We start from the raw sequence: 15,714 nt of genomic DNA on the forward strand, positions 1-15,714 counted from the left end.
GGCGAATCACTGATCCAACGATCAAATCGACGACTCCGAGTCCGGTCCTATCGTGCGCGTTGTTGCAGAGATTCTGACCTTTTTGTGGGGGCAGCCTAGTCTTCGCCTGGTCCGTGGGCGAATCACTGATCCAACGATCAAATCGACGACTCCGAGTCCGGTCCTATCGTGGTCCTATTAGTGGGCGAATTACTGATCCAACGACCAAATCGACGACTCCGAGTCCGGTCCTATTCGGAGAAGTCAGGCGGATCATCGACCCCAGATCGACCGCCGCCTTTGCAAGAGCTCAGCTACCGACAAAAACCGCCCTGGCGGCGCGGGTCGCCAGATCGAGTCTTGGTTGAACTCGATCTCGAGGCTGGCGATCTGGATCATCGACGTCTTCGGCAGGTCTTCGACACGCAGCACCGTTCCCCGGGGCCCGGCCACGCAGCGGTAGGCTTCGGATTCTGCGTCATACATGTATTCGAAGACCCCGAGGCCCCCGGGCTCGAGCCGCAGCGGGGTCCAGACCCGCACGACGCCCAGCGCTTCCCAGTGGTCGGCGAGCCACTGGGTGCTAGTGTGGATCCAGCCAAGGGTAGGGTCGTCCGATGTGGGCCGCAGCCGGCCGCGGCGCCGGCTGGCTTCGGCCAGCTGTCGCAGGAGGGCGGTGTCGACGGAAGCGACCGGCTCGCGCAGCTCGACGAGCATGTCGGCGTTGCGCGACCTCGCGCCGCCTCGACCAAGCGCGCTCGGGTCCGCGATGATCTCGACCGCCGAGCTGCGGCCAAGCTCGGCGAGGATCGGGATCGGGCGGCAAAAACCCGGCGGCAGATCCAGGATCAAACGCATGAGCGCGCTCGCCTGCAGCGTGGTGTGATCATCGAGGGTGTGCGCCAAGTGACTCGGCAGCAAGCCGTGGTCGAGGTCGCGGCGGTCGGGCGGCCAGGCGTCGAAGCGGGCGATCCGGCCGCGACGATCCATGCCCAGCCAGCACCACTCGAAGGGGCGCGGATCGGGGATCGGGTCGCGCCTTGACCGACTCACGGGCCCGCAGCATACGATGGACCTCCGGTGGAGGTCCGCCCCGAACTCGACGACGCGCACCGGGCCGTGCTCGCCGACTGGCTGTCCGCCCGCGGGGATCCTCGCGGGGAGCTCATCAACCTCGAGCTCGCCCTCGATCAGCCCGGTCGGTCCAGCGGCGAGCGGGCGGCGTTGCTCGAGCGCCTCTCCGCACTGCGCGGCGAGCTCGAGCCGCGCTGGGTCGCCGAGCTGGCCCACACCCTGGAGCTGACCCACGCGCAGCTGCACGCGTTCATGCCGGGGCGCTGGTACGCCGGGCTGCTGCTCGAGCTGGCCCTGTGTCCCAGCGCCGAGCTGGCCACCGGCGACGTCGCGCTGGTGTTGCTCGAGTGGATCTTGGCATCCGAGGCTGCCGTCGCCGTCGAGGTCATCGACGCCGGAGAGTTCCCGGGGCAGGCCATCCTCGAGCAGCTGGCGACCGGACCCGCGCGACCCCGGATCCGCCGGCTGGTCCTCGGGGATCACCACGCGCCCGTCGGGCCGCTGCGCCAGCTCAACGGCCAACTCGACGGTCTGCGCCAGCTCGAGGTCCGGGGCCCAGGCATCGAGCTCGCGGGCTTCGAGGCGCCGGCCCTCGAGGTCCTGCGTCTGTGCTGCCGCGGGGACTGGAGCAGCCCGCTGCGGTCGATCCAGGGCCTGCGCTGTCCGGCGATGACACGCCTCGAGTTGCGCTTCGATCAGGAGAGCTCTGCGTACGCGGAGTTTCACGACCCAGTGGCGCAGGTCGAGCCGTGGCTCGTCGCTGGGTTGCTCGACCCGGTTGCGCTCCCGCGTCTGTGCGAGCTCGTCCTGGCGAGCTTCGTTTGTGATGCGTCGTTGATTCAGGCGTTGGTCGCTGCGTCCGGGTTCTCGAGGCTGCGCCGGCTGTCCCTGTCCGATGTAGACTTGGCTCCAAACGTCGTGGACGCGATCCGTGAGCGATCCGAGTGCTTCGCGGGGCTCGAGCGACTCGACATCGGGCACGGTGGGCGCTGGATCGTCCGCGAGCAGCTGTCGATGCTGGGCAATTTGAACACGTACTGAGGCGCGATGGCCATCGACCTGTCGTCGTCGCCGCGCTCGTCGTCGCCGACAATCGTCTGCGGTGCACCAAGTGACTCTCACGGAGACCGAGAGGTAATTGCGTAGCGCACAATCCAGGGTTTCGTGTCCACGTCGGTGCAAAATATCTCGCCCACCTCATTGTGGATCTCGACAGTAGCTCCAACCAACTCTGAACGCTGCGGACTCACGACGAACTCGTATGTAGCATCTGCGCTGCTGCCCGACGGTGATGATGATAGGTTTGAACATATATTGATAGCGTCCTGCTTGGATCTGGCGCTGTCCCGCCCTTCCAGGACAGACGGAAGCGGAAATGCCGCTAACTTGGCTGCTGCGACTGAACCATCGGTCTCGGGTCGACGCGGGGCGTCCCCAGCTACGACTTCGCGCGCGCCCTTCCTGCCGCGGTCGTGGCTGCTAGTCTCCCCCCGCACATGCGCTACCGGTCGACGAAGAGCTTCACCAACCTCCCGTGCGCCCACCGCCTGCACTCGCACCCAGGCCACTGCCGGTTCGTGCATGGCTACTCGCGCAGCTTCAAGTTCTACTTCGAAGCCACGCAGCTCGACGAGCACAATTTCGTGGTCGACTTCGCGGCCCTCAAGGACGTGAAGCAGTGGCTCGAGCACATGTTCGATCACACCCTGCTGATCGGCGAGCACGACCCGGACCTCGCGTTCTTCCGCGAGATGGAGACCCGCCAGCTGTGCCAGCTACGCGTGCTCAAATCGGTGACCATGGAGGGCACGGCCGCGCTGGTGTTCGATCACGTCGACGCGATGATCAAGCAAAAGACCAACGGCCGGGCCTGGGTCGCCAAGGTCGAGGTCCACGAGAACGACAAGAACTCGGCCGAGCTCGAGCGGCTGCCTGATCAACCCGCTTGACCGGAGATCACCTGGCTCTGGACCGCGACCCCAAGCGGCCCGCGTCGATCACTCAGCTGGGTCTGACACATCCCAAACCCCAGCGGCGCCGACCAGGTCCGGGCCCGCATGCCCAGCCACTCGTCTGCGCCGCCGGCTGGCAGGCGGTGCAAGTGCACGGTCAGATCCGGGTTCACAAAGCTCCACTTCGCGGTGTCGAGGGCGGCCCCGACCCCGTGCCCAGCGTCGGCGCAGATCATGATTCGCTGCAGCGCGGTGGACTCCTCGCCCTCGATCAACCCACACCGCGGCCGGATCCATGCGGCCAGGTTGCCGGTGCCAAACTCGCCGTCTGCGAGCCGCAGCTCCATCGCGGTGTGGTAGCCAACGGCGTGGTGAAGGAACGGAAGTTCGAAGGCGCTGCACTGCTCGGGCGGGCGCAGGGCTCGAGCGGCGTCGTCGTGCGTGAAGGTGGGGACGGCCAGCTCTTGCACGCGGATCCGCACAGCCAAGCCAACGGCCAGCTGCTGATCCCCAGACACCAGCGCGGCGGCGATCCGGTGGACGCTGCGACCTTCGGTGAGCACTTCGGTCACGACCTCGAGCGGGGCGGCGATCGGGATCGGCCGCAGCAGCTCGAAGGTCATGCGGGACACGAACATCTCGCCAGCGCGCGGGCCCTCGCGCTCGACGGCGCGGGCCAGCAACGCGGTGGGCGGCCCGCCGTGTTGGTGATCGTTGCTCCACGGGCCGCGGGTGAGCTCGGTCGCAAAGAAGCGCTCTTGCCCGTGGATGCCGGGCACTCGGTGAAAAAAGAATCCTGGTTCGCTCATGCAGCCTGACTTGCAGGGCCAACAGTAGCGCGACCTTCAGCGACCTGCACGGCGCTCTACAGCGAAGCGACAGTCCAAAACGGCGAGGCGACAGTCCCCAAGCGGCGCGGCGACAGTCACCAAATTGCGGGTTCATGGATGTCTGTGACGCAGACGTCGTGCGTATGATCGATCGCCATGACTCACCCAATCAACCTGTTCGATCCCGCCGTTCGCAGTAATCCATACCCAACGTACGCAGCGCTCCGCGAGGCGCCGGTGCAGCAGGTTGGGCCAATGGGTGCGTGGGCGGTCACCCGATACGCCGACGTGCAGTACGCCCTTCGCCACCCCGAGCTGTTCACGTCAACGGCCTTCGAGGCGATCTTGCGGCCTGCGTGGCTGCCTCACAGTCCAGTCGCCGACTCGATCCTCGCCAAGGACGGCGCCGAGCACAGCAAGCTCCGCGCGCTGGTCACGAAGGCGTTCACGCCCAAGAGCATCGCGGCGCTCGGGCCTCGCGTGACCGCGATCGCAACGGAGCTCGCAGAAGCCATGCGGGGGCGCGAGCGGCTCGAGTTCATCAGCGCGTTCGCCACGCCGCTTCCGGCGCGTATCATCGCCGAGATCTTGGGGCTCGATCCGGCGCTGCATCAGCACTTCGAGACCTGGTCGGACCACATCACCTCGATCACGCCGGTCGAGCCGCCTCGGGAATTCGCCGACGCGATCCGCAAGACGATCGCCGACATGGAGCGCTATCTCTGCGAGGTGATCGAGGCCCGGCGCGCAAATCCGCAAGACGACATCGTCACCACATTGATCCACGCCGAGATCGACGGCGACACCCTGAGCGACGCCGACATCCTGGGGATGATGTTCATCCTGCTGCCGGCCGGGTTCGAGACCACGCGGCACCTGCTGGCCAACGCCATGCTTGCGTTCATCGAGCGCCCCAACGACTACGCGGAACTGCGCAGCGACCCCGGGCTGATCCCCGGGTTTGTAGAGGAGCTGCTGCGCCACGACGCCTCGGTGCAGTCGGTCGTGCGCGTCACCACCCAAGACGTGGAGATCGGCGGCACCAAGATCGCGGCGGGCTCGATGGTGATGATGCTGATCGGTGCGACCGGGCGGGATCCGAGCGTGTACGAGGACCCCGAGCGCTTCAACGTCCGGCGCGAGGAGACCACCTCGCTCGCGTTTGGCCACGGGGTTCACTTCTGTCTGGGGGCCGCGCTCGCACGGCTCGAGGCGCGCGCCGGCATTGAAGCGCTGGTCGCCCGGTTTGCGAGCTTCGAGCTCGACGCCGCCGAGCTACAGTGGAATTTGTCGCCAACGGTTCGCGGGCCGGTGAAGCTGCCGATCCGCATTGTGGCTGCCCCTGAGTCCTAATTGGCCGGAGTCGCGTCGCGGATCGCGGCCATCTCGGCGGGGATCCGCAGGCCCAACAACAGCGCGGCGTTGAGCAGCGTGCACACGGCCGCGGTCCACCACGCGTTGAAGATCAGCGGCACGCAGACCAGCTCCAAGGCAACCGCGAGGTAGTTTGGGTGTGACAGCAAGCGATACGGCCCGCGTCGGACCAAGGGCTGCTGATCAAACACGACGATCTTGGTGTTCCAGCGCCTGCCCAGGCTGGCGATCGCCCAGTAGCGCAGGACCGCGGCCAGGCCAAAGCCAACGAGAAACACCCACCAAAATTCCGCGCGCTCGGGCCCGCGCAGCCACGCCTCGAGCGGCCACGCCAGCAACCAACCGGTGTGCAAGACGAAGAACATCCAATAGTGCGGCTCGACGACGAGCCGGCCGCCGTTCCCGAGCGCCCACTGGAGGTTGCGCTTGGCCAAGCGCAGCTCCGAGATCCGCTGCAGCGCGATCGCAGCCACCAATACACCAAGCAAGACCCAAGCCGCGCTCACCATCGAAACAAGACCCCTTCGGCGCAAAAGCCGGGGCCCAGACCAAGCAGCAGACCGGGTTGATCACAGCGGGTCTGCGCGTCGGCCAAGAAGCGCTCGAGCACGAACAGCACGGTTGGGCTGGACATGTTGCCATGATCCCGCAGCACCGCCCGGGCGTGACGCAGGCGAGCGGGCTCGAGCGCCAGCGCTTGCTCGAACGCGTCGAGCACCTTGCTGCCGCCGGGATGAAACACCAGGTGCTGCAGCTGCTTGGGACCCAGCCCGATCAGACCGGCCGCTTCGGCGAGCAGCTGGGCGCCAAGCTGGATCACGAGGCTTGGGATCTTCGGTGAGAAGCGCACCATCAGGCCTTCGTCCTCGAGGTCCCAGCCCATGATATCGGCGCTGTCGTCAAGCAGCCGCGAGTACGCGCCGAGTAGCTCGGGGCCGGAGGGATCGCTGGGGTCCCACCAGGGCTCGGGCGCGACCACGGCTGCGGCGGCGCCGTCACCAAACAGCGCGACCGCGATCAAGTTGGCGCTGCGCTTGTCACCGTGCATGAAAGTCAGGCTGCACAGCTCGCAGGCGATCACCAACACTGGCTTGCCCAGACCCACCGCCAAGGCCCGCGCCCGCGCCAACCCAGCGCTGCCACCCGCGCAGCCCAACCCCCACAGGGGCACGCGCGCGACATCCCGCGAGAGCCCTAGCTCCTGGACCAAGCGCGCGTCCAGGCTTGGGGTCGAGACGCCCGTGCTGCTCGCGAACACGATCGCGCCGACCGCTGTGGGATCGAGCCCAGCTCGCGCCAAGGCCTGCTCCGCGGCGCGCCGGGCCAGCGGGACCGCCTGCTCGATGTACGCGGCGTTCTTGGCCGGGAAGCTGTGCGGCTGCTGGTACCACGCGTGTGGACGCGCGAGCTGCCGGGCGTTGACGCCGGCGTTGTCATAGGCGCCCAACAAGCGATCGATCACGCTCTCGTCGCGCCCGGAAAAGTAGTCGTCAAAGAAGCTCTTGGCGAAGTCCTTGGCCTGGGCTTGGGTGATCTCGTGCGCCGGCGAGGCGCTGGCCACAGCCATCACACCCGTGCGCACGCGAGCGGACATCAGGGCGCGCCCTCCATCGCAGCGTCGGGCTCGGGCGTGCGGCAGCTGTCTCGATACACATATTGCGACAGCCGCTTGCGATGGCTGGAGGTCCAGTCAATGCTGGGTCGTTTGCCGTCGTCGGTGAGGTAGCCAAGTCGGTACATTGCGATGAGCTCTAGATCTTCGGGGACCGCGAGCAGCTCGCTGACTTGTTGCCAGGCGTCGGGAAACTCCATTGGCGTCGAGATGAACTGGATACCCATGCCAATGTCGAGCGTGGTCAGCCAGATGTTCTCGATCGCCATACCCAGCCCCAACATGCTGTAGAAGCCCGAGAGCTCGCCCTTTACATATTCTTCTTTGCTCAGCATCGCGGCGAGCATGAGCGGGCTCCCGGCGACGAGCTTGCGGTTGTCGTTGCCCAGCGTCTTTGGCACGCCGAGCCGGTTCATCAGCTTTTGTCCAGTCGCGCTGAACACGTGCTTTACGAATGGACGCAGCGGGCCGGGCAGCTTGTCGATGAAGATTCCGTCGGCGCGCGTTCGCATCTCTTCTTCAGAGAAGCGGAAGTATCGGCGGTAGCGAGTGAAGAATTTTCCGCCGGCCATCAAGCCCTCCATTGTCTGGCCGGCGATCTCCGAGATCCGCTCGCGCGTGTCGTTGTCGGTGATCAGCACAAACCGCCAGGGCTGCGAATTGAAGTGGCTGGGCGCCCGCGAGGCCGCTTCCATCAGGCGGTGCTGATGCTCGAGGCTAACTGGGTCAGGCTTGAACGGCCCGTTGGTGGTCGAGCGCCGCAAAATAGCTTCACGTAGTTCCATGGCGATTCAGATCAGATAGGCGCCGACGTAGCCGAGCGCCCCGGCGACCGCGACCGCTGGGTGCGCGGCGCCGCCGGGCTTGGTCAGGGGCATGCAGGCGAGCGCGAGGATCGTGAGGAGCAGCGCTGGGTGGAAGGCCAGCACGGCCGCCGCGATCGCGCCCGTGAACACCACACCGTAGAGCCAGTGATGCGCGGCGCCAAACTTGGCGCCAAACACTTGGGCGCTCAGGCCAACAGCGAGGTTGAGCGCGAACAGGGCGGCCCCAAGGTGCAGGGTCCACGCGAGGGTCCAGGGAAGGTTCACGGGGCGCGGCAGTGTACACGTGGCACGCGGGCGCTGCATGCCCTCGCCGGAGCTGAAGACAGCTGTTAAGGTCGGCGCGGATGTGGAGCTCCACGACCTTTGCTCCCGCACCGCGCTCGAGTGGGTTCAGGCGCGGCCTCGAGCTGTGCGCGGTCGCTGTGCTCGTGGTCGGCACCAGCTCGTGCGTGGGCAGGCTAGACGCCCCGCCTCCGCGCACCGCGTCGCAATTTACCCAAGGTCGGACGCTGGCAGATCTCGACGCGCTCACGCGCCTGCGCGCCGCGGCCGACGTGTCGCCCGAGCAGCTCGAGCCACAGTGGCGGGCGGGGATGGCTCACCTTCGCGCGAGCTTGCAGGGCCACGTGGACCAGCGCGAGCACGCCGAGCGCTACCTCGAGCGGGCGTGGTTGCTGGACCCGGAGGCCAAGCGGGTCCCGGCTGCGCGGGTGCTCGCGCGCTTGTTGAACATGCGCAGCTCGGTGTTGGATCTGTCCAAGCTCGACCTGCAGCTGCGGCTCTACGCGGCGCTGGTCGAGCAGACCTCCGCGACGAAGGCAGAGGCGTTCGCGTTCACGTGCTTCGCGGCCGCCGCAACGGCGCTCCAGCGCTACGCCCAGGGCCACACGCTGGCGGCCCTGCGCGAGCTCGAGGCGCTCGAGCGGGCGATGCGAGCGCGGACCCGGCAGCACCCCGATGACATCGACGCGCACGCGATGGCGGGTAATTTCGAGCTGACCTTCGCGGGGGTGATCCCGGTCGGTGTCGAGCAACGCCTGACGCGCGGCATCGACTACCTCGAGGTTCAACAAGATCACTGGGACCAGCTCAGCCCACGCGCGCGCAACACTGGGGTCGCACCCAACGTCCGCAGCGTGTTCGCGCTGTTCCTGGCCGAAGGCTTGCTCGCGCACGGCGACGTCGAGGCGGCGGCCGGTCGCTACGCGCAGATCCTGGAGTTCGAGGATCAGGCCGACACCGGCCCCCGTCGGCAGATCGTATCGCTCGCGCAACACCGACTGGCCAACCTCGAGACCTACGCAGGCGCGCGCGAGCTGCTGCCGCCATGGCCCGCCGGGGTGACCGGCTGCGTCGCGTGTCACTCCCGCGAGGCAACGCTGCCGACCGACGACCTGTACCTCGTACCAGGCGTGGTGTTGCGATGACTCGCGCCTGCGTGTTGGCGTGCGCGCTCGTGTTGCTGGGCTGTCAGGGCAAGGTCCGTGGGCACCCCTCGGACGACGCCAAGCGGCCGGACCAGCACACCCGCCGCGACCTGGATCTGAGCGCCGACCAAGAGGCGCTGCTCGCCGAGCTCGCCGCCAGGGCCGACGCGCAGCCAGACAATTTTGAAGCGCTCGCGCAGTCTGGGCTCGCGCACATGAACTTCACCCTGGCCGGGGTGCTGCGTCTGCGGGATCGGGCGGAGCAGGACCTCGAGGCCGCGTTCGCGCTCAACCCCAACGACGCCGAACTCAACCGCTCGCTCGGGCGCTTTTACAACCTGCGCGCGGTCGCGGGCGACGACTCCAAGGCGCAGATGCAGGTGCGGGTCTACGCGGCGCTGCTGGGCGACGCGGATCCCCGCACCATGGATGACGCCAGCTTCGTGGCCTACAGCTTCTACATGCTTGGGCGGATCCTGAGCGAGAAGACCAACGGCAACAAGCTCGCGGCGCTGCGCAAGGTTGGGCAGCTCGAGGCCCAGCTGGCCGCGCGGGTGCAGGCCCAGCCTGACAACATCGAGCTGCGCGCGCTGGCCGGCAACTTCGCGTTCTTCTTTGCGGGCAACATTCCGCTCGAGCGCGAGCGTCGGGTCCTGGAGGCCGTCGCGTACTTCGAGGTGTTGCGCGCGCGATGGTCCGAGCTGCGCGCGGGCGCCAAGGATCCCACGCACTGTCCCAACACCTGGGAGAATTTCATGTTCGAGCTGGCCGAGGGCTACATGGTGCTCGAGCGCCAGTCCGAGGCGCGTGAGCTGTATGCCGAGCTGGCCGTGATCCACGAGCCGCGGACCCGCGCAAAAGAGCTGATCGCCCACGTAGCGAGCGAGCGGCTGCGCAACTTCGACGCGTACGTTGGCGAGATGCGGCTGATGCCGCCGTGGCCCAGCGACGTGAGCAACTGCGTCGTGTGCCACGCGTGGTCGAGCGATGTCGGGTTGGAGTCGCTGTATGCGGTTGAAGAGATTCGACTGTCTGATGTGCCCTCGCAGGCCCAGTACCAGCCGGTAGCGAGCTTGCCCGGGCCGCCCGTCGGCAAGCCCAGCGTGATCGCGGGGCGCGAGCGCTTGCCGGGCGATGTGGCGAGCCTGATCGAGGGGAACTGCGCCCCGTGTCACTTCACGCGGGCCGACGTCACGCAGCTGCTGGATCTCTCGGATGCCAAGGAGATCGAGCGCAACGCGGCGCGGATCGACGCGCGCGTGGGTGCTGGCGAGATGCCGCCCAAGCGCGGGCTGGAACCCGATGAGCGCGCGGTGATCCGAGCGTGGGCCGTGGGGCTCGAGCCCAACACATTGCAGGAATGAGACGCCCGGCAATTCATGCGTTGGCGTCGCTGTGATCGCAACAATGACTTGACGACGCGCGCCGAACTCCCACATGCCTGCTAGCATGACCGCATGAATCGGGTGATCGTCCCCTATGACTTCTCCGCGCACGCGCGCCGAGCCTGCGCCCTGGCCATGCAGGGGTTCCCGTTCGGCATGGACGCGCAGATCGAGATGCTGCACGTGATCGACGCCGATCTGTACGCGAACGTGCTGGCCCACAAGCACGTCCCCGACGACGACGCGATCGACAGCTACCTCGCCGATGAGCTCACGCGGATTCACGCCGAGCTGGCCGTGGCGCATGCGAAGCACTCGACGCCGCCGCGCTTGCTCGAGCCCAAGCGGGTCATCGTCCGCGGTCGGCCCCACGCGAGCATTGACGCCCGCTTGCATGAACCGGACGTCATCGGCGGGCTGTTGGGTGGCCAAGGCCACGGCGGGGCGACAGAGAAGCTGCTTGGGCGCACGGCGCAGCGGGTGATCCGTCACGCCTCGGTGCCCTTGCTGGTGGTCAAGCGACCGCAAACGCTGGCCCCGCCGACGCGCCTGCTCGCGGCCGTAGACTGGAGCGACAACAGCAAGCGCGCGCTGTTGGTGGCCGCGCGGCTGCGTGAAGAGCAGGGCGGGCTGCTCTCGGTCTTGCACGTGATCGACTCGCCCTACGTGCCGTATGTGCGGGCCTTCGCGCACGAGCGCGAAGCCAGCGAGGCGCTGGATGTCCTTGGCGACGAGCAGCTCGAGCGACTCGCAGGCTTCGTCGAGGCGGCGCTCGCCGAGCGTGGCGGGATCCCCGACGAGCTGACCGAGGCCGTGCTGTTTGGTGAACCGGCCAGCACGATCGCCTCGCAGGCGGCGACCTTGCTCGCAGAGTTGATCGTGGTGGGCGTCCACGGCTCGTCCAATCTCTCGCGCTACCTGCTGGGCTCGACGGCAGAGAAGCTGGTCACTGCGGCGAGCGCAGACATCCTGGTGGTGCCCTGAGCGCGTCGTTGTTCATGCAGGGCGCGCGGGCTATACCCACGCCCGAACCCGATGACGTGGCTGCGCGAGCTGGTTTGGAACTCTGGAGAACAGCGCCCGCGCGCCCTGTGGCGGCTGGTGCTGCACATCATCACGTTGATTGCGATCGCGTGGACGCTGAGCGTCGTGACCCGCAGCCTTGGCCTTGGTGGGGCTGGCGGGCTCTCGTGGTTTGGCGCCGTGATGACGGCGATCACGGTCGGGCTTGGCACGTGGCTGTGCGGGCGGTTCTTGGATCGCCGCGAGCTTGGCGAGTTTGGCCTGCGACTGAGCCCGCGCTGGGCCGCGGATCTGTGCGCGGGCCTGGGGATCGGCGTGGCGCTGATGGCTGGGATCTTCGTGCTCGAGCTGCAGGCTGGGTGGCTGACGATCGAGGGTTACTACGTTGGCGCCGGGCCGGGTCAGGCGTTTGCGGTCGCGCTGCTCGATCCGCTGGTGACCTTCGTGGCCGTCGCGTTCTACGAGGAGCTGTTCAGCCGCGGCTACCACCTGCGCAACCTCGCCGAGGGTCTGCGCTTTGCCAACAACGGGTTGCTTGGCCCCGGGACGGCCTTGCTGTTGGCGACGCTGCTGTCGTCCAGCGTGTTTGGTCTGATGCACATGGGCAACGCCAACGCCAGCGCGATCTCGACGATCAACGTTGGCTTGGCCGGGTGCATGCTCGCGCTGGGGCTGGTGTGGACCGGTGAGCTGGCGCTGCCGATCGGCCTGCACCTGAGCTGGAATTTCTTTCAAGGCAACGTGTTTGGGTTCCCGGTCAGCGGCAACGCGATGGGTCCGCGAGTGTTCGACGTGACGCAGGCCGGCGATCCGCTCGTGACCGGCGGCGCGTTCGGTCCCGAGGCCGGGTTGGTGGGGCTCGCAGCGATGCTCGCGGGTGTGGGGCTGATGGCGGCGTGGGTTCGAGTCACGCGCGGCGAGCTGCGCTGGTGCTCGGCGCTCACGCAGCCAAGCGCTGCGATCACGGACCCACGTTCGGCCAGCTGACGTCACCGGCTTGCCGCGCTCACGCCGGGTTGGCAATCGGAACAATTTGTCGTCGGTGATTCGCGTTGTGTGTCCCGACCCCGTGCGGCATTCTGGGCATCGGTGGATGAATCGACCCCAGGGCACGGGTCCGCGACGACACCGCGATCACCAAGCGTCGACGCGACCATCGCGGACCTTCGCCCGCCCAACCGCGAGGCCGATCCGCTGCATCGCGGCGCGAGCGTGGGCCGCTACGTGCTGCTGGATCAGCTGGGCACCGGGGCGATGGGCGTGGTCTACAGCGCCTACGATCCCGAGCTGGATCGCAAGCTCGCGCTCAAGCTGCTGCACCCAGGCTCGAGCTCGCGCGAGGCCAAGGCGACCCGCAACCGGCTGCGCCGCGAGGCCCAAGCGCTCGCCCGTCTGACCCACCCCAACGTCGTCGCGGTCCACGACGTGGGCACCCACGCCGGGCGGGTGTTCGTGGCCATGGAGTTCGTGGCCGGCAGGACCCTGCGCCAGTGGGTGCGCGCCGATCCGCTCGAGCCGCAGCCCGTCAGCGCGATCATCGAGGTGTTCACGGCCGCGGGGCGCGGGCTCGCGGCGGCCCATCGTGCGGGCTTGGTGCACCGCGACTTCAAGCCCGAGAACGTGCTGATCGGCGACGATGGGTTGGTTCGCGTCGTCGACTTTGGGCTGGCGCGACGCTCGGCCGAAGATGAATTCGGGGAGGACAGCATCGACAGCTCGGGCACGCACTCGATGGACGCCGATGTCTACGAGAGCATCGCCAGCATCGCCAGCATCGCCACGCACTCGCTCGACATGTCGCTCACCGGTACGGGCCGGGTCATGGGCACGCCCGCGTACATGGCCCCAGAGCAGCACGTTGGCGAGGTTGCGACGGTACGCAGCGATCAGTTCGCGTTCTGCGTGGCGCTGTGGGAGGCGCTCTACGGCGCCCGGCCGTTTCCTGGGCGCGACTTGCCGTCGCTGTCGCTGGCCGTGACCTCCGGGCTGCTCAGCGATCCGCCAACCGATGGCCCAAACGCGCACCACCGGGTGCCCGCCCACGTGCACCGGGCGATCGTGCGGGGGCTCAGCACCGATCCAGATCTGCGGTTCTCCAAGATCGATGATCTGCTGGTTGCGCTGACCCACGATCCCAACCGCAGGCGTCGAAAGATCGCGCGGATCGTCGGCATCAACTTGCTTGGGGCGATGGGGGTGTTCGCGGCCGGGATGTGGGTTGCGGACTCTTTCGGCGAGTCCGATGCCGCGCCGCCGGCCTGCGATCCGGTTGAGATCCTCGACGGCATCTGGGGGCCCAAGCAGCATGGCCTGGTCGCCGAGCGCTTCGCCCTGATCGACGCGCCCTTCGCCGAGCACTCGGCCCGCGAGGTCGAGCGCCGGCTCGACGCGTACACCAGCCAGTGGCTCTTGGCTTGGGGTGAGACCTGCGAGGCCGAAGCCAGCGGGGGCTCGAGCGGCGTGGTGGAGCTGCAGCGCGAGTGCCTCGAGCTGCGTCGCCGCGAGCTGCAGGCGTTCAGCGCGGCGCTGATCTCCACGAGCACCGAAGAATTCCGATCGCGGGCCGAGCACGCCGTGGCCGCCGCAGAGAGCTTGCCGCCGATCTCGACCTGTCGCGACCCCTCGCGGCTGCGCGCCGATCCGCACCTCAACCCCAAGCAGCGCGAGCGCGTGGCCAGCTTGCAGACAAGCCTGAGCGAAGCGCGGACGCTGGGCCGCCTCGGTGATCGCCCCACCGGACTCGCGCAAGCCCGCGACGTGGTCGAGGCGGCCCGCGAGCTCGACAGCCAGCGCATGCTGATCCGCGCGCTGTTGGTGGTTGGTGAGCTCGAGCAGCAGGCCAACGAGCTCGACGCTGCAGCCGAGCACGTGGGCGAGGCCTACACGATCGCCGAGCAGCAGGGCGAAGACTGGCTGCGGGCCGACGCGGCGACGCGGATGATTGGCCTGCTGGGCTTTCATCTGCAGCGACCCGGTGAGGCCGCTGTGTGGGAGCAGGTCGCGGACTCGCTGCTCGTTCGTGTTGGCGAGCCTCAGGATCTGCGCGGCAATTGGTACTACGAGGTCGGGACCACCCGGATGCGCCAGACGGAGTTCGCGGCGGCGGAGCAGGCCCTCAATCGTGCGCTCGAAGTGTACGAGCTGGTTCATGGTCACGACTCGCGGGAGATCGAGCGGGTGTTGCAGCGGCTGGGCGCGGTCGCCCGCGAGCGCGGCGACTACGAGCGCGCCGTCAGCTACCACACCCGCCTGCTGAGCCGACGCATCGCCGTGTACGGGCCCGATCACCCGGACGTCGCGGCGGTCCGCGGCAGCTTGGGCAACGACTTCTACTTTCGCGGTGACTACCGCGAGGCGCGGACCCACTACGAGCAGGCGCTGCGGATCATTGGCGAGTGCTACGGCGAAGACAGCCCGGCCTACACGCCCAAGCTCAACAACTACGCGGCCGTGCTCGAGCGGCTTGGCGAGCTCGATGAGGCCGAGGCGATCCAGCGCAAGCTGCTCGCTGGGAACATCGCCCTGTTTGGCGAGCGCGACGTTCGGGTCTCGACCTCGCTGGAGAACTTGGGGCTGGTGCTGATCTCGGCTGGGCGGTTTGACGAGGCCGAGCAGATGTTTCGCCGATCATTGGCGATCCGCAGCGCCCACCATGGCGATCAGCACGTCGCGACCGCGACCTCGAAGCTCAACCTGGGCTACGCGCTGTACTACAAGGGCGAGTACGCGGCGGCGCGCAAGCTCTACGAACAGACGCTGATGACTTGGGTCGCGAAGCTGGGCGAGGACCACCCTGATCTCGCGCTGGTGTACGGCAACGTTGGGGATCTGGACCTGGAGGAAGGGCGGCTTGCGGACGCCAAGCGGAACTTCGAGCGCGCGTTTGAGTTGATCGCTGAAGCGCTTGGTGAGGACGCGGCCGACCTTGGGTACAACCTCACGGGGTTGGCCAGGGTGGCGGTTGGCGAGGGGGAGTTCGACGAGGCGATCGAGCTGTGCGAGCGGGCGCTGGATGTGCGGGATGGGACTTGGTTGCCGCCGGGGGATCTGGGGTTGACGCAGCTGACCTTGTCACGGGCGTTGATCGCGCGTGGGGGCGTGGAGGATCGGTCGCGAGCGCGGGATTTGGCGTTGCTGGCTCGCGAGGACTTTCGGCGGGGACGCGACGAGAAGCGCTCGCAGGAGGTGCTGGCTTGGCTGGCAAGCCTCGAGTAATCCTGCCCTGCCCGAA

14 protein-coding genes are annotated in these 15,714 nt (G+C 67.6%); 8 read left to right on the forward strand and 6 right to left on the reverse strand.

Going from position 1 to position 15,714, the window contains the following annotated elements:
- Window positions 1–252 precede the first annotated feature (252 nt).
- The gene (locus tag DB30_RS08495) at window positions 253–1,032 is read right to left on the reverse strand and encodes a hypothetical protein (RefSeq protein ID WP_146658304.1); all 780 of its coding nucleotides are present in this window, start codon (window positions 1,030–1,032) and stop codon (window positions 253–255) included.
- A 27-nt stretch (window positions 1,033–1,059) separates the two neighbouring features.
- Between DB30_RS08495 and DB30_RS08500 the strand changes: the two genes are divergently transcribed.
- Both DB30_RS08500 and DB30_RS08505 read left to right on the forward strand, forming a co-directional pair.
- Window positions 1,060–2,094, forward strand: coding sequence for a hypothetical protein (locus DB30_RS08500; RefSeq protein WP_052547641.1), 1,035 nt, complete (start codon window positions 1,060–1,062; stop codon window positions 2,092–2,094).
- 455 nt (window positions 2,095–2,549) lie between these two features.
- Window positions 2,550–3,002 carry a 6-pyruvoyl trahydropterin synthase family protein gene (locus DB30_RS08505; protein WP_052547642.1) on the forward strand — a complete coding sequence of 151 codons (453 nt, stop codon included), beginning with the start codon at window positions 2,550–2,552 and terminating at the stop codon, window positions 3,000–3,002.
- Here the strand turns inward: DB30_RS08505 and DB30_RS08510 are convergent.
- Window positions 2,990–3,814: a thioesterase family protein gene (locus DB30_RS08510; protein WP_052547644.1), complete on the reverse strand. Its 825-nt coding sequence runs from the start codon at window positions 3,812–3,814 to the stop codon at window positions 2,990–2,992. The two genes, DB30_RS08505 and DB30_RS08510, sit on opposite strands and share 13 nt — an antisense overlap.
- A gap of 177 nt (window positions 3,815–3,991) precedes the next feature.
- Between DB30_RS08510 and DB30_RS08515 the strand changes: the two genes are divergently transcribed.
- A complete protein-coding gene (locus tag DB30_RS08515; RefSeq protein WP_052547646.1) occupies window positions 3,992–5,188 on the forward strand; it encodes a cytochrome P450 in 1,197 nt (398 codons plus the stop codon).
- Here DB30_RS08515 and DB30_RS08520 read toward each other — a convergent pair.
- From DB30_RS08520 to DB30_RS08535, 4 genes are read right to left on the reverse strand one after another with little or no spacing between them, the layout of a single operon-like run.
- A complete protein-coding gene (locus DB30_RS08520) occupies window positions 5,185–5,718 on the reverse strand; it encodes an isoprenylcysteine carboxyl methyltransferase family protein (protein ID WP_146658305.1) in 534 nt (177 codons plus the stop codon). The genes DB30_RS08515 and DB30_RS08520 overlap by 4 nt on opposite strands.
- On the reverse strand, window positions 5,712–6,803 hold the full coding sequence (locus tag DB30_RS08525) for a type III polyketide synthase (protein WP_146658306.1): 1,092 nt from the start codon (window positions 6,801–6,803) through the stop codon (window positions 5,712–5,714). The genes DB30_RS08520 and DB30_RS08525 overlap by 7 nt, the downstream gene beginning before the upstream one ends.
- Complete coding sequence (locus DB30_RS08530; RefSeq protein ID WP_052547650.1) at window positions 6,803–7,606, reverse strand: nitroreductase family protein; 804 nt, start codon at window positions 7,604–7,606, stop codon at window positions 6,803–6,805. Before DB30_RS08530 ends, DB30_RS08525 begins: the two co-directional genes overlap by 1 nt.
- Before the next feature lie 6 nt (window positions 7,607–7,612).
- On the reverse strand, window positions 7,613–7,912 hold the full coding sequence (locus DB30_RS08535) for a hypothetical protein (protein ID WP_052547652.1): 300 nt from the start codon (window positions 7,910–7,912) through the stop codon (window positions 7,613–7,615).
- Window positions 7,913–7,992: 80 nt separating this feature from the next.
- On the opposite strand from DB30_RS08535, the gene DB30_RS08540 reads away from it, so the two are divergent.
- From DB30_RS08540 to DB30_RS08560, 5 genes are all read left to right on the forward strand, one after another.
- On the forward strand, window positions 7,993–9,075 hold the full coding sequence (locus DB30_RS08540; protein ID WP_052547654.1) for a hypothetical protein: 1,083 nt from the start codon (window positions 7,993–7,995) through the stop codon (window positions 9,073–9,075).
- Window positions 9,072–10,439 (forward strand): tetratricopeptide repeat protein, encoded by a 1,368-nt coding sequence (locus tag DB30_RS08545; RefSeq protein ID WP_146658307.1) that lies wholly within the window; start codon window positions 9,072–9,074, stop codon window positions 10,437–10,439. Before DB30_RS08540 ends, DB30_RS08545 begins: the two co-directional genes overlap by 4 nt.
- A 93-nt stretch (window positions 10,440–10,532) precedes the next feature.
- On the forward strand, window positions 10,533–11,444 hold the full coding sequence (locus tag DB30_RS08550; RefSeq protein ID WP_052547662.1) for a universal stress protein: 912 nt from the start codon (window positions 10,533–10,535) through the stop codon (window positions 11,442–11,444).
- 51 nt (window positions 11,445–11,495) lie between these two features.
- Window positions 11,496–12,470: a CPBP family intramembrane glutamic endopeptidase gene (locus DB30_RS08555; protein ID WP_052547663.1), complete on the forward strand. Its 975-nt coding sequence runs from the start codon at window positions 11,496–11,498 to the stop codon at window positions 12,468–12,470.
- Between the two features lie 102 nt (window positions 12,471–12,572).
- Window positions 12,573–15,698 (forward strand): serine/threonine-protein kinase, encoded by a 3,126-nt coding sequence (locus DB30_RS08560; RefSeq protein ID WP_052547665.1) that lies wholly within the window; start codon window positions 12,573–12,575, stop codon window positions 15,696–15,698.
- Window positions 15,699–15,714 lie beyond the last annotated feature (16 nt).

It is taken from the genome of Enhygromyxa salina (assembly GCF_000737335.2).
Classification (GTDB): domain Bacteria; phylum Myxococcota_A; class Polyangia; order Nannocystales; family Nannocystaceae; genus Plesiocystis; species Plesiocystis salina_C.